Here is a 13,080-nt window from a genome sequence, read left to right as displayed (position 1 = left end):
AGGCTTCCTCCTAAAAGAAAGCCTTGAATCACGTTCAATCTGATTTGAGAATCCCAAGAGTCCACACGGCCTAAGGCCTTCGAAGCCGGAGTCCCCTCATATCGCCAGTCGACAGGGTCGCGCCGGCTCCTCGGAAACGACCTGCTCGGCCCAATTGCCGAGCGATGCGTCGGCCTTCCGGAAGAGCGCCGCGCGGATGGGATCATGGAGCATGATCTGCTTCAAAGTCTGGCCAGCGATGGAATCCTTGAACGCCACCTGATGGCCGAGGAAAGCTCCGCGATGCAGCCCGAACTCGTGCGCCAGAAGCCGCACGTCATCGCTGTGAAGGTGCCCGAGAAACATCCGGGGCTCAAGCGCTGTGTCGTGGCAAACAGCCCAGCCCGGCGGACCAGAATGGCTTCCGCGGCGCTGCCAGCCTGCTTCGGAATAGCAAAGGCAAGGCAGAGCGAATGCCTGTCCAATGAGGTCCACACTGGACTCGCGGCTGCTCGAATTCTCCATGTGAAGAACAACGCGACGGGCTTCCACCATCGCACGAAAGCTGACGTCGCCGACCTCTTGCTCATGGAAGACGAACTTCGTCGGTGGCTGCTTCATGGCTTCCTCGCGAGGCCGTTGGAGCGGGGATATGCAGGCATCTGGGGACCCAAAGAAGCTGATTTGACCCCCCTCACTTTTTTCGAGCTCAAAAATCGGCGAAAAAAAACGAGGCGGAATTTACGAGAAGTATCAGCGGGATCTGCGATCGAGTCGTTCTCAAAACGAAATCGATTTGTTCTTAAAGCGGAAATCGAGTCGTTTTCAAAGTGTCCGCATAAGCCCCTACGTCGATCAGACGACGGCAGGATCCGAACCTGCAGCCAGACTGTTATGGACGGCTAGTTCTAACCATCAAAGTCGCGCAGGAGGGATGGTACTCTTCTGGTCCAGACATACGCGGCGCAACGCCCAACTTGGGTGGCACCGTCCCTCCCTTCGCGGACATCCGCATTAAGCCCGACCGACCAGCTCGTTGCCCTGGCTGGCACTGTCTCTAATGTGCTCCCTTCCCGCGCCGTCGGAAACTCCAGCCCTGTCGAACTCTCCACCTGGAGTTCCTTGGCAACTTTTCGCGCTGATGCGAGCTCTCACGGCAACGAACTTCAATGATTTCAAGAGCGAAGTCCCAGACTACGAGTCGGGCGGTGGCCCCTCGCGCGACGCGGTCGTTTGCTTGTACCCGGCCGGCAAAATCAGTTTCAATTTATGTGGCGTGGACGCTGGACAGTTCCAATTCGCGTGGCGGGTAGTCCCAAATGCCTGGCGGGACGTATAAAAAAGGCAAAGAAATTCAATGCACAGAGTTTCAACTTAGTTGTCGCGCTACACGGTCCCCCACCCACAGAACGCTTCACGAACGGCGCGCCCAAGAGTCAGGGACGCGCAACGAGCAACGGCTGGACGTTTTCGCCGCCTGCCATGAGGGGATTCGACGGCTCGAAGTGCTCACGCAGTTCTCGCCTTTTGACGAGCGAGCGCGCCACAACAAAGGCGTCCTTCAGGCGTTTAGCCTGCCGGATTGCGACATTGAAAAAGGCGTCGCCGAAATAGGTCCACTTGGCTTTGTCCCGGCAGCCGAACGATGGATGGTCGGCATCGGCCGCGCTGATGACCAACGTATCGGGGTTCGCGAGACGAGGGATAAAGACCCCGGAATAGCAGGCCGAGATGATCACCACCTTGTGTCGCATACCGGTCCGCGCCAGCATGCCAGCGAGATTGGACGGCGTGAGCGTTTGCGTAAGCCGCCCCGCTTTGACTGCAAGCCCGTCGGGGGAGCCGTGCGAGGTGAGAATCAAGAACAGAACGTCGTTCTCGGCGTCCATCCCATTGGCCGCTGCCTGCAGGGACCTAGCCAGCCCTTCAATCGTTGCACCTCCGCCCTTCTTCCAATTGTATTGCACGTTGACCGGGCCGCTCCCGAAACGGCCCGCTACGATCCGTGCTGCACCGATTGCCTCGTTTCTAAACACGCCCTGATCGCCGAAAAGGCCGAAGGACACGACGCTCACCTTGCGAGCATCCTCAACGGCGTGCGCCGGCGAAAATGACGGCGCAATGGTCAAAACAAAAGCAATAAGCGGCGCGCCGAACCGGCCGATCCAACGTAGATGCACAGCTTCACCGGGCAATTTCGTTCAACAGGTCACGTGAAAGAGCCCGATCCTCCTGGCGTGCGACCGGTTGAACATCCGGATCGCCTCGGGTGTCGGCCTCAACAGCACCTCGCAGCCCTTCCTTTTGACATAGGCTTCAGCTTGCGGTGACAGGTGCACGTTGCCCATCTGACCGGAACCAATGACGACCTGGTCGCACCCTTTCTCGAAGAGAAACTTTGCCTCGTCTTTTGAAAGCACGTGCGAGGTACCATAGAGGTTCTTTGATAGCTTCTTTTTCCGCTTTACAACTTCGCCGGAAAGACGAACGACCACATCGTACTGATAGGTCGTTCCGTCAATCGTAATCGCGCCGAATGTGGTGCTGTCAATTTTCATCGTGACCTCCTGATCAGACTCCAGGTCCAATTGCACAGTGAGGCGCCTCGACGTCGGCATCATCCTCACTCGTCGCCAACCGTAATCGAGCTTTACGATTTAGCGTTTGCCGCTTCCACCCTCCGTTGCTCGGCTCTTCCTATGCGCCATGTGACTCAAATATGCCAAGATCAGCTCGAGTTCCTCATCGCTCAGGTCCTCTTCGGCAAACCTGGGCATCCGCTGCTCGGGCCAAACCCGAACCGAGCGCGGATCTCGGATCAGCGCGCGCAAACCGGCATCGGTGAAGTACTCCGTCGGGTTCATCGGCAAATTCAGATCGGGGCCCGCGGACGCCGATCCGGCCTGGTTCATCGTATGGCATGTGAAGCACTTGTTCACGAAGATGGTTTGGCCGTCTCGTGCCGGATGGAGCGCAGGGAGCGTGGGATCAACCGCGAGCGTGGGCCACCGCTTGGCTGGCGCATCCTGCACCGACAAACTGACAACTTGGTAAGGCCACTTCATGATTGGGACGGATGACGCTTGATCGCCGAGCCATACGATATAGAAGGGGCCTGCGCTCTTATCCTTACCTGGAATTGGCGGCCACGGCGTGTCGGCGACCTCGATTGCCAAGTACCCGATGATGCCGTCATTAGCATAGACCAGATCGCGAGGAAGCTGGGTCACGAAGCCGTCTTGTGCTGCCGCTTCCACAACGGCATCAGGCGGAATGGGAACTCCTTCAAGTAACTTCGAGAGAGCCACGGCTCGATACGTCGGAGGAGTACGGTATGCGACATCACGCGAGGTGGTGATTTCGACGACATCTGTGCGGGCAAGCAGCGCGTCCCGATCGAAGATACGGACGCCGCCATCGGCTGACACCGTCAACGTCGGACTGGCTGCCCAAACCGACGTTGGCATTGTGAAGGCAACCAGCGAGAAAGCTAACGTGACAGCGAGCCCGATCGTCGTTGTAGGCATATCCGAAGCGTCCCTCGAACGCGGCAAGGGTAGGCGCACAATGCGACTATCGCAGAGTTACACCTATTCCCAACTCCTCCAGCCGCGAAGCCCACATTGCATGCTTGGTTTAGAATGAAACGCCGCCAATTCAGACGCTGAAAATGCGCGGCTTCACGACGAAGGAAAAAGCTGTCAGCGCCCGGAATACATCCACAAATAGGATACGTCGATCTTTATAGCCGCATACAGCTCTTCGAAAAAAATCTCGTCTCGTGAGGACCACTGCGTAAGGGCTCTTGACCAAAAGCACGCCGTCCGAGCAGGCAGCCCTCGCTAAAATACAAAGGCAAACAAGGCGTTGGGAATCCTATTCGGTCGCGCTTTGTGCTAGGCTTCCACCAGTCCATACCTTGAACAAAGCGAAATCAAAACAGGAGGATGGGCCGACACTGACAATCAACCAGATCCTACGGTGCAGTCTGCGGTTTCTCAGCGAGGTCAGTTTTGCCTGAGGCCATACGAGGGGATATCCCAGGATAGATGTTCTCGCTCACCTCGTGGAGACGCTCCTGACGGCTCCGTCTGAAGAGGGAGAGACGATCATGATCAAGGTGAAGATTAATGGCCAGGAACAGAACTGGGATGGCGATCCCGATCTTCCGCTACTCTGGTTTATCCGTGACGAGGTCGGGCTGACCGGCGCCAAGTTCGGCTGTGGCCAGGCGCTGTGCGGCTCATGCACCGTCATCGTCGACAAGCAGGCCGTGCGCGCCTGCATCACCTCCGTGTCCGACGTCGGCGGCCGCGAGGTCACCACCATCGAGGGCCTGCACCCGACCGGCGACCACCCGGTGCAGAAGGCCTGGCGGCAGCTCAACGTGCCGCAATGCGGCTTTTGCCAGACCGGCCAAATTATGCAGGCGGCGGCGTTGTTGATGGACAATCCAAAGCCTTCGCACGACCAGATCCGCGAAGCCATGTCCGGCAACATCTGCCGCTGCGGCTGCTACCAGCGGATCGAAAACGCGGTCCATCTCGCATCGACGGGAGTGTGACATGAATATCCTCACCAATCCCAGCAAGCTTCGCGGTTTCGAGAAGCACATCAAGGTCCAGAACATTTCGCGGCGCAGCATCCTGAAGACCTTGGGGCTGGCCGGCGGGTTCGTGCTCGCCGCACCGGTCATGATGCGGCCGAGCTTTGCCTACGAGACCGGCGCGGGGAAGATGCCGCACGGTACTGTGGTCGACCCGCGCGTCTTCGTCTCGATCGCGCCGGATGGAATGGTCACAATCGTCGCGCACCGTGCCGAGATGGGAACCGGCGTGCGCACCAGCCTGCCCATGATCGTCGCCGAAGAACTGGAGGCCGACTGGAAGCGCGTTCGCGTCCAGCAGGCGCACGGCGACGAGGTCAAGTTCGGCAACCAGGATACCGACGGCTCGCGTAGCACGCGGCACTATCTGATCCCGATGCGCCAGATCGGCGCCTCGGCCCGCACCATGCTCGAGCAGGCCGCCGCAAAACGTTGGGGCGTGCCGGCAGCCGAGGTAAAGGCCGTCAATCACGAAGTCGTCCATAGCGCGAGCGGACGCAAGCTCGGCTTTGGCGAATTGGCCGCCGATGCCGCCAAGGAGTCGGTACCGAGCGTTGAAGGCTTGAAGCTCAAGGATCCCAAGGATTTTCGTTACCTGGGCAAGGGCGAGATCAGCATCGTCGACCTCCACGACATCACGACGGGCAAGGCCCAATACGGCGCCGACGTGCGGTTGCCCGGCATGAAATATGCCGTGATCGCCCGCCCGCCGGTGACTGGCGGCAAGGTGGCGTCGTTCGACGGCGCGGAGGCGATGAAGGTTTCCGGCGTCGAGAAGGTGATGGAAGTGAAGGGATGGCCGTGGCCCTCGAAATTCCAGCCGCTCGGCGGGGTCGCCGTGATCGCCCGCAACACCGGCGCGGCGATCAAGGGCCGCGACGCGCTGAAGATCACCTGGGAGGACGGCGCCAACGCCAAATATGACTCGGTCGCCTATCGGGCCGAGCTTGAGGAAGCGGCGCGCAAGCCCGGCCTCGTCGTACGCAAGGAAGGTGACGCCGAAGCCACGCTGAAAGGCGCCGACAAGGTGATCGTGGGCGAGTACTATTTGCCCCATCTTGCCCATGTCGCCATGGAGACGCCGGTCGCGGTCGCCAACGTCAAGGGTGACAAGGCGGAAGTCTGGGCCCCCGTGCAGAGCCCGGGCGGAACGCGCGAGGACGTCGCCAAGACGCTCGGCATCCCTCAGGAGAACGTGACCGTCAACGTCACCCTGCTCGGCGGCGGATTCGGGCGCAAGTCGAAGTGCGATTACGCGCTCGAAGCCGTGCTGCTCTCGAAAGAGCTCGGCGCGCCGGTCAAGGTGCAGTGGACGCGGGAGGACGATATCCGCAACGGCTTCCTGCACACCGTCTCCGTGGAGCGCATCGAGGCGGGCCTCGACAAGAGCGGCAAGGTGATCGCCTGGCGGCATCGCAGCGTCGCGCCAAGCATCGCCTCGACCTTTGCGGCCGGCACAGTGCACCAGGCGCCGTTCGAGCTCGGCATGGGGCTGGTCGACATGCCCTTCGAGATCGCCAACATCCAGTGCGAGAACCCGGAAGCGGCCGCGCACAGCCGCATCGGCTGGTTCCGTTCGGTGTCAAACGTCCCGCGCGCCTTCGCGGTGCAGTCGATGGTTGCCGAGATCGCGCAGGCCACCAACCGCGACCCGAAGGACATGCTGCTGGAGCTGATCGGTGCGCCGCGGATCCTCAACCTCACCTCGGTGAAGGATTTATGGAACTATGGCGAGCCCTATGACAGCTATCCGATCGACACCGCGCGGCTGCGCAAGGTGGTCGAGCTGGTCGCCGACAAGGGCGGTTGGGGACGGCAGGTGCCCAAGGGCCACGGCCTTGGTATTGCGGCGCACCGCAGCTTCGTCAGCTATATCGCGACCATCGTTGAGGTGGCTGTCGACGACAAGGGCAAGTTGACGGTGCCACGGGTCGATACCGCCATCGACTGCGGCACCTATGTCAATCCCGAGCGCATCCAGTCGCAGATCGAGGGCGCGGCGATCATGGGGATGAGCCTCGCCAAACATGGCGAGGTCACCTTCAAGAACGGCAGGGTGCAGCAGGGCAATTACGACGACTTCCCGGTGATCCGGATCGACGAATCGCCTGCGGTCACCAACGTCTACATCGTGCCGCCCGCCAACCCCGATACGCCGCCGAGCGGTGTCGGCGAACCCGGCGTGCCGCCGTTCGCGCCGGCCCTGATCAACGCGATCTTCGCCGCGACCGGCAAGCGCATCCGCGCGTTGCCGATCGGCAAGCGCATCCGCGCGTTGCCGATCGGCAAGCAATTGGAAGTGTGAGGCGGAACGTAACTTCGCAACAACCGTTTCATCGGTTTGGGCGGGAGACGGACCGATGAAACAGATTTCAGCGGCGCTCGCGCTATCGCTACTGTCGGGCGCCTTTCTTTTGAGCGCGCAAGCTGCGAGCGCTCAGACTAACCCGCCGCCGGCCACTGCTACACGGCCGGCAAAAACGCCGAAGGATCAGAGCTCTGTACCAAGCAATGCGCCGAAAGCCACGCGAACCCAAACCACCGGCGAAGGCAGCCGCGATCCGACGGTGAAGGAAATGAACGTGAAGGAGAAAGGCAAGGTCGAACGGATGGGCAAGTAGTTTGGCCCCATGACATTTGGACCTTTTCGCGTGCGGTTCGGTTCCACTGCGCGCGAAACGCTTGAGCGCTTGATCCGGCAAGGTGGGGAGCCGATGAGAGAGGATGACGATTCGAAGAAAAGTCATCACGCTTTAGGCATCAATCAGGACGCCCGGATTGAGCATGCCTTGGGGATCCAATTCGCGCTTGGCTGCCCGCAATGCGGCGGCGAAGAGCGCTGGCCGCTGTCGGTCGTACCAGGGTCTATGATCGCGACCAACGGCATGATGATGGGTGATGGTGCCGCCCGCCGTGATCAGCGCGTCGCTCGCCGCGTTCTTGATGGCCTGCCACTGTTCGAGAAGCGCGCCGTGTCGACCGCGCGCGTGGAAGGAGAAATAGGGCGCGGGACCGTCCGGGTAGACGTGGGTGAAGCGGCAGGTGACTTCACCCTTGATCCCAGTTGCTTCCAGAATCGCGCATTCGGTTGCTGTTTTGACCTTGTCGTGAAAGCTTTCGAACCGATCCCAGGTGATGGCGCTCTCGAACGTATCGATGATGAGGCCCGCGGGCGTCAGAAATTCGCGCGCATAGGGCATCCGAATAAACGCGTTGCGCCAGATGCCTGCCGCGCCTTGGAGATGCGCGTCCCTGGCTGTCGCGGGCTCCGGCGTCCCGCGGTGGTCGGCGCAGCACTCAAGTGCACGCGCGAACCAGGCGTCCAAAGGATGATCGCCCGATTCGAATGCGAGCACCATGATTGCAGCGCTGCCGTCAGCCGCCCCCGTGTTAAAGGCCTCCTGCGGGTCCAGGATCCGGCAATTGGATGGATAGAGGCCGGCTTGCGCGACCGCACGCACAGCGCACGCGGCATCGAAGAAGGAGGGAAAGCGAACCGATGCGCCAGCGCGGAACTTTGGACGGGGCTGCAATCGCATCCAGGCACGCGAAATCACCCCCAGAATCCCTTCCGAGCCAATGAACATGCGGTCGGGACTCGGTCCGGCACCCGAGCCGGGAAGTCGGCGCGTCTCCAGCACGCCAGCGGGCGTCACAACGCGCAGGCTTTCGACGAAATCGTCGATATGGGTATGAAGACTGGCGAAATGGCCGCCCGATCGTGTCGCAATCCAGCCGCCCAGAGTTGAGTATTCGAAGCTCTGCGGAAAATGCCGTAAGGTGAAGTTGTGGGGCTTGAGCTGGTTTTCCAGGAACGGACCATAGGCGCCAGCTTCGATCGAAGCGACGCGCGATAACGAATCCACTTCGATGACTTTGGAAAGATTGCGCAGATCGAGGCTGACGGCAGCCTTGTGCTTGATGCCGTCAACCCGCGGCTCGACGCCGCCGCACACGCTCGATCCGCCTCCAAAAGGTGTCAGCGAAGCGCCAACAGATCCCGCCCAGTCCATCACAGCGGAAATCTCCGACTCGTTACGCGGATAGGCCACGACGTCGGGCGCACTATCGTAATTGCCAAGCATTGCTCTAACGTAATCCGGATAGGACTTGCCATAGGTGTGCGCGGCACGATCGTAACGTTCGCTCGTGCAGAAGGGCGCGAGGGAGGCCGGTGGCACTATGCGCGGCTCCCGCAAGGAGAGCTCTTCAAGGCCCGGAACAGCGACCGTGTCGAATTCGTCAGTTCCAAATTTGACATGATAGCGGCCGAGGACAAACTTCCGTTCCTCTTCGCTCATGCCTTCGCCTTCGCGCCCCCAACCGTAATGTTTCAGCCTTGTGTCGGTCATGAGCGTTCCTCGTGTTGGTTTCGATAGTTGCTCGGATCGACGAAACAGATCTTCTGAACGCGCGCGCCGCAGATTGAGCTCGGCCGATCGAAACAATACGCCCTCGAGGGGAACGATGAAAGATCGCGCGTTTTACGTCGGCTGTTTCTTCAGCGAACGGGCGACCGCTCGGTTCAGCAAATCGCAGCCTTGCTTCGTGTGGCATGACGAAATTCCGAGCCGCCGTGTTTCGAGCGGAAGGAAATCCCGCAATGCGACAGCGCCTACGCGGCCTCGGCTTACTGAATTGCGGTAGACTACACAGAGCGGGTGGAATAAGCCTATCCACGCTCGCTTTGAAAGGTGCGCATTTGGTCTCCGAGAACGACCTGGAGGCTGCTCTTGAATTCCTCCGGGCGCGGGCCGCCGGATCGGTCGAGGGCATTTTTGGTCCGGCCTCGATGACATGGAGGATCGACAGGGAGGCCGTCATCTTCCTGGGCGCCGGTCGTGCGTTGCTCCTTCAACTGGCGCATCCCTGGGTTGCCGCGGCCGTGGCCGAGCACTCGCGGACCTTTGCGGATCCGATCGGTCGCTTTCATCGGACCTTTGACGTTATGTTTACAATGGTGTTCGGCTCACTCGACAGCGCCCTTGCTGCTGCAAGGTACCTCCACCGCCGCCATGCCACGATCGTCGGCCGCTTGCCCGAAGCAATCGGTCCCTTCGAGAGTGGCTCAATCTACTGCGCCAACGAGGTCGCAGCGTTGCGCTGGGTTCACGCGACGCTCGTCGAGAGCGCTCTCATCGTACACGACCTGATCTTGCCTCCCCTCACGGTCGAAGAGCGTGAGCGGTATTGGGCCGAAAGCCGGCTGTTTGGGGCGTTGTTCGGGCTGACGTCTACCAACCTACCGGCGGATTGGGCTTCATTCGCTGCCTACAGCACAAGCATGATGCAATCGGATACATTGTCCGTCAGCGCCACCGCACGCGAGCTGGCGGGACAGATCTTTGCCGGCGCACGGCCATGGTTGCGGCCGCCGCAGTGGTACCAGGCCCTGACTGCCCATCTGCTGCCAGACCGATTGCGCGTGGGCTTCGGATTTACCTCTCACGAGCGTGACCGGAAAGCCGCCGAACGTGCGTTTGCACGCATACGACGCATCTATCCCAAAATACCGACTCGCCTTCGGTACGTCGGTCCCTACCAGGAAGCGCAAGCGCGACTACAAGGAAAGCCGCAACTCGACTGGGCAACGCGATGTCTCAACAGGGCCTGGGTCGGACGGCCCCAGCTAGATGACCGCTGGAACAGATGAAGGTGCTCATGCCGATGGCGGTCATGGCCTTAGCATAAGCGCGTAAGAGCTGAACCTGCTATGGGTTCATGAACTGCCTCATGCGAAGGATTGGATGAGATATCGTAGCGCTTCCGTCGGCCCTGATCTCGACGACATTGGGGCGTGGATCAGTATACTGGCCGGCAAATTGCGACGGGAACGGCCCGACCGGGGCATAAGGAAGACGCGATGAACGATACGATTGGCTACCCCGATCCCGGCCTCGATCTGTCGGACGGCTTCAAGCCGCACACCTTGCACTGGGGCGTGTTCTCGGCGCGTCACAGCGAGGCTGGACTCGAAGTCAGGCCTTATGCGGGGCCTGCCTTGCCGCGGTGCACATCACCGACGGCATCGCTCCCGGTGTTGTCCAGCTACCGACCGGCGCGTGGTACGACCCGATGGATCCGGAGGAAGAGACACCGCTCTGCGTTCACGGCAATGCGAATGTGCTCACCCGCGACATCGGCACCTCATCCTTCGCGCAAAGGCTGCACCGGCCATCTCACGACTGTCGAGGTGGAGCGGTTCAACGGCAATCTGCCGCCGATCCGCGCTTTCGATCCGATGTAGCGGACGTGACATGCCCGTTTGTTGGAGGGAACGTTGATGGGTTGGTTCAGTGAGGGCAAGCGGGTGCGGATCCCGAACCCGGTGGGCGGACAGTTGCAGGTCGTGGCTTGTTCGCCGTTCCCCGACGCGGCTGGCGAGGCGATTCTCTGTCCCAAGTGCGACATTGACGGGGTGATCACCGCGGAGCGCCTCGCGGCGACTGCGGTGCAGTACAGCAGCTACGAGGTACCTAAGCCGAAGTGGCCCCGCCCTGGGGCGGTGCTCCCCGTCACCGTGGACTTGGCCGATCCGAACCGGTTCAGGATCGAATGGGATCAGGTGCCGACCGGGCCAGAGGCCGCCGAAAGGCTCGCAGAGACTTTACGCGCCCGGCAACTCAGCGAGCGGCTGGCCGACGCGCCCGGCCATCACGCGTTTCCCCGCGTCTGGCGGGAGGTGGCGCATGCCGCGTCGTTGCTGACGCTGGTCAACGGCCTCACTCCGCAGCAGACAGAGATCGCGCTTTCCGGCGGCGCCGCTGCCCTCGGGCTCGTGCCGGCCACGGCGAAAGTGTTGTCCGCGCACGAGGTGGGACCGAGCAGTGCACCAGGCGGGACGTGGGACATCGTCCTCTGGGTGAACCACCCGAACGGTGGGCAGGGTTGGCAAGCGGTGACCCGCATGTCCTTCAGCAGCTCCCAACGCCGCGAAAAGCGCACCACCGCCGGGTGCGAATTACCCGTCCTGGTCGACCCGGACAACCACAACCGAATCATCGTTGATGTCACGCGCCTCTCCTGAGTGGTGCGACCGGGGCTCACCAACATCTGCGCCGCGCGCGTAGAAGCTGATTGGCTCAATCGGCGAGCTCACGCTGCGAGCTGAGGTTGAAACACCACATCGGCGTAGTAGTTGGAGGAGCTGAAGGTGTTGGTTGGGAAGAGTCCGGCCGAGTTCGTTCCTCCATAAGCATAGACGCCATTGCCGCCTGACGTAGCGCTGGATGGCGCCGTCAGGGCTCCGCTCGTGAGCGCGTTGGTGAAGAAGTTGCTGGTGGCTGCATACGCGCCGTTTGTGTGATAGGACGCGACATAGGTGGTGTTGGCAGCGATCGAGACCGGCGTCGCCAAGGGCACGGTCTGCCAGCCGCTTGCGGTGGTGTTGGTGAAGGTTGCGCTGGCAAGCTTGGTGCCGGTCGAGGTCCACAGGTCGAGGAGATCGGAGCCAGTATCGCCGGGACTGCGGTAGAACTTGAGCGCGGTGATCTGGCCGGCAGTGGACGAGGTGAACTTCACTCCGACCTCGAGCGCGGAGCCATCATTCAAACTGGTCTGCGTCGGGGTGTTTGACGCGGTGAACAGGCTCACCGTCGCGGACGTCGTGGTTACGGCGATATTAAAGGTCTCACTGGCAGAAAGGCCGGCAGGATCGGTGGCCGAAACCTGGACGGCAAGGGTGCCGACATTTGCCGATGTCGGCGTGCCGCTGAAAGTTCGTGTCGCCGCGTTGAACGTCAGCCATGAGGGAAGCGCCGCGCCGTTCGAGCCGGTCGCCGAATAGGTGAGAGCGCCGCCGTCGGGATCATTGAAGGTGCCGGCAGGCAGCGTCAGCGAGAAGGCCGAGCCGGCGACCGCACTCTGGTTGGGGGTCTGGGTCACCAGCACCGGCGGCGTGTCGGTCGTCGAGCCAGGCGAGAACACCACGTCGGCGTAGTAGTTGGACGCGCTGAAGCTGCTGGTCGGGAAGATGCCGGCGGTGCTGGTGCCGCCATAGGAGTAAACCCCGTTGCCGCCGGACGAGGCGGAAGAGGGCGCCGTCAGCGCGCCGCTCGATACGGCGTTGGTGAAGAAATTGCTGGTGGCCACATACGCGCCGTTCGTGTGATAGGACGCGACATAGGTGGTGTTGGCGGTGATTGAGATTGGCGTCGCCAAGGTCACGGTCTGCCAGCCGCTTGCGGTGGTGTTGGTGAAGGTGGCGCTGGCAAGCTTGGTGCCGGTCGAGGTCCACAGGTCGAGAAGATCGGAGCCGGTATCGCCGGGACTGCGGTAGAACTTGAGCGCGGTGATCTGGCCGGCAGTGGACGAGGTGAACTTCACCCCGACCTCGAGCGCGGAGCCATCATTCAAACTGGTCTGCGTCGGGGTGTTCGATGCGGTGAACAGGCTCACCGTCGCGGACGTCGTGGTTACGGCGATATTAAAGGTCTCACTGGCAGAAAGGCCGGCAGGATCGGTGGCCGAAACCTGGACGGCAAGGGTGCCGACAT

At 61.3% G+C, this 13,080-nt stretch carries 11 protein-coding genes and 1 pseudogene; 7 read left to right on the top strand and 5 right to left on the bottom strand.

Annotated features, from left to right (window positions below):
• Nucleotides 1-204 precede the first annotated feature (204 nt).
• On the top strand, nucleotides 205-885 hold the full coding sequence (locus AAFX91_RS26530; protein ID WP_394568621.1) for a hypothetical protein: 681 nt from the start codon (nucleotides 205-207) through the stop codon (nucleotides 883-885).
• 530 nt (nucleotides 886-1,415) lie between these two features.
• Here AAFX91_RS26530 and AAFX91_RS26525 read toward each other — a convergent pair.
• The 3 genes from AAFX91_RS26525 to AAFX91_RS26515 form a co-directional block, all read right to left on the bottom strand.
• Nucleotides 1,416-2,174 (bottom strand): C13 family peptidase, encoded by a 759-nt coding sequence (locus AAFX91_RS26525; RefSeq protein ID WP_245476705.1) that lies wholly within the window; start codon nucleotides 2,172-2,174, stop codon nucleotides 1,416-1,418.
• A 6-nt stretch (nucleotides 2,175-2,180) separates the two neighbouring features.
• Entirely contained in the window at nucleotides 2,181-2,537 is a 357-nt protein-coding gene (locus AAFX91_RS26520; RefSeq protein ID WP_130582812.1) for an Mth938-like domain-containing protein, read from the bottom strand.
• Nucleotides 2,538-2,636: 99 nt separating this feature from the next.
• Entirely contained in the window at nucleotides 2,637-3,506 is an 870-nt protein-coding gene (locus tag AAFX91_RS26515; protein ID WP_394568620.1) for a c-type cytochrome, read from the bottom strand.
• A 584-nt stretch (nucleotides 3,507-4,090) separates the two neighbouring features.
• Here AAFX91_RS26515 and AAFX91_RS26510 point away from each other — a divergent pair.
• Genes AAFX91_RS26510 through AAFX91_RS26500 form a run of 3 tightly spaced genes read left to right on the top strand, consistent with a single transcriptional unit; the run spans nucleotide 4,091 to nucleotide 7,206 of the window.
• Entirely contained in the window at nucleotides 4,091-4,543 is a 453-nt protein-coding gene (locus AAFX91_RS26510; RefSeq protein ID WP_130582813.1) for a (2Fe-2S)-binding protein, read from the top strand.
• A gap of 1 nt (nucleotide 4,544) precedes the next feature.
• Entirely contained in the window at nucleotides 4,545-6,890 is a 2,346-nt protein-coding gene (locus AAFX91_RS26505; protein ID WP_394568619.1) for a molybdopterin cofactor-binding domain-containing protein, read from the top strand.
• Between the two features lie 55 nt (nucleotides 6,891-6,945).
• Nucleotides 6,946-7,206 (top strand): hypothetical protein, encoded by a 261-nt coding sequence (locus tag AAFX91_RS26500; protein WP_394568618.1) that lies wholly within the window; start codon nucleotides 6,946-6,948, stop codon nucleotides 7,204-7,206.
• A 132-nt stretch (nucleotides 7,207-7,338) separates the two neighbouring features.
• On the opposite strand, the gene AAFX91_RS26495 is transcribed toward AAFX91_RS26500, so the two are convergent.
• Nucleotides 7,339-8,937, bottom strand: coding sequence for an FAD-binding oxidoreductase (locus tag AAFX91_RS26495; RefSeq protein ID WP_394568617.1), 1,599 nt, complete (start codon nucleotides 8,935-8,937; stop codon nucleotides 7,339-7,341).
• A 350-nt stretch (nucleotides 8,938-9,287) separates the two neighbouring features.
• Here AAFX91_RS26495 and AAFX91_RS26490 point away from each other — a divergent pair, with 350 nt between their 5' ends.
• The 3 genes and pseudogenes from AAFX91_RS26490 (at nucleotide 9,288) to AAFX91_RS26480 (ending at nucleotide 11,612) form a co-directional block, all read left to right on the top strand.
• Nucleotides 9,288-10,238 carry an oxygenase MpaB family protein gene (locus AAFX91_RS26490; RefSeq protein WP_130583857.1) on the top strand — a complete coding sequence of 317 codons (951 nt, stop codon included), beginning with the start codon at nucleotides 9,288-9,290 and terminating at the stop codon, nucleotides 10,236-10,238.
• A gap of 338 nt (nucleotides 10,239-10,576) precedes the next feature.
• Nucleotides 10,577-10,832, top strand: a pseudogene (locus AAFX91_RS26485) (molybdopterin dinucleotide binding domain-containing protein); the annotation flags it as partial.
• 36 nt (nucleotides 10,833-10,868) lie between these two features.
• On the top strand, nucleotides 10,869-11,612 hold the full coding sequence (locus tag AAFX91_RS26480; protein WP_130583856.1) for a hypothetical protein: 744 nt from the start codon (nucleotides 10,869-10,871) through the stop codon (nucleotides 11,610-11,612).
• A 68-nt stretch (nucleotides 11,613-11,680) separates the two neighbouring features.
• Here the strand turns inward: AAFX91_RS26480 and AAFX91_RS26475 are convergent.
• A partial coding sequence (locus tag AAFX91_RS26475; protein WP_394568616.1) for a DUF4082 domain-containing protein occupies nucleotides 11,681-13,080 on the bottom strand: 1,400 nt, incomplete at its 5' end.

Origin of the sequence: Bradyrhizobium sp. 31Argb (assembly GCF_043638955.1) — a bacterium.
GTDB lineage: Bacteria > Pseudomonadota > Alphaproteobacteria > Rhizobiales > Xanthobacteraceae > Bradyrhizobium.
Note: the sequence above shows the minus strand (reverse complement) of the source record. Positions and strands in the feature narration are given on the sequence as shown.

What these genes read in the sequence shown, in the direction of transcription:
- AAFX91_RS26530 (WP_394568621.1), top strand. Translation starts at nt 205, where the DNA reads ATGGAGCATGATCTGCTTCAAAGTCTGGCCAGCGATGGAATCCTTGAA.
- AAFX91_RS26520 (WP_130582812.1), bottom strand. Translation starts at nt 2,537, where the DNA reads ATGAAAATTGACAGCACCACATTCGGCGCGATTACGATTGACGGAACG.
- AAFX91_RS26515 (WP_394568620.1), bottom strand. Translation starts at nt 3,506, where the DNA reads ATGCCTACAACGACGATCGGGCTCGCTGTCACGTTAGCTTTCTCGCTG.
- AAFX91_RS26510 (WP_130582813.1), top strand. Translation starts at nt 4,091, where the DNA reads ATGATCAAGGTGAAGATTAATGGCCAGGAACAGAACTGGGATGGCGAT.
- AAFX91_RS26505 (WP_394568619.1), top strand. Translation starts at nt 4,545, where the DNA reads ATGAATATCCTCACCAATCCCAGCAAGCTTCGCGGTTTCGAGAAGCAC.
- AAFX91_RS26500 (WP_394568618.1), top strand. Translation starts at nt 6,946, where the DNA reads ATGAAACAGATTTCAGCGGCGCTCGCGCTATCGCTACTGTCGGGCGCC.
- AAFX91_RS26495 (WP_394568617.1), bottom strand. Translation starts at nt 8,937, where the DNA reads ATGACCGACACAAGGCTGAAACATTACGGTTGGGGGCGCGAAGGCGAA.
- AAFX91_RS26480 (WP_130583856.1), top strand. Translation starts at nt 10,869, where the DNA reads ATGGGTTGGTTCAGTGAGGGCAAGCGGGTGCGGATCCCGAACCCGGTG.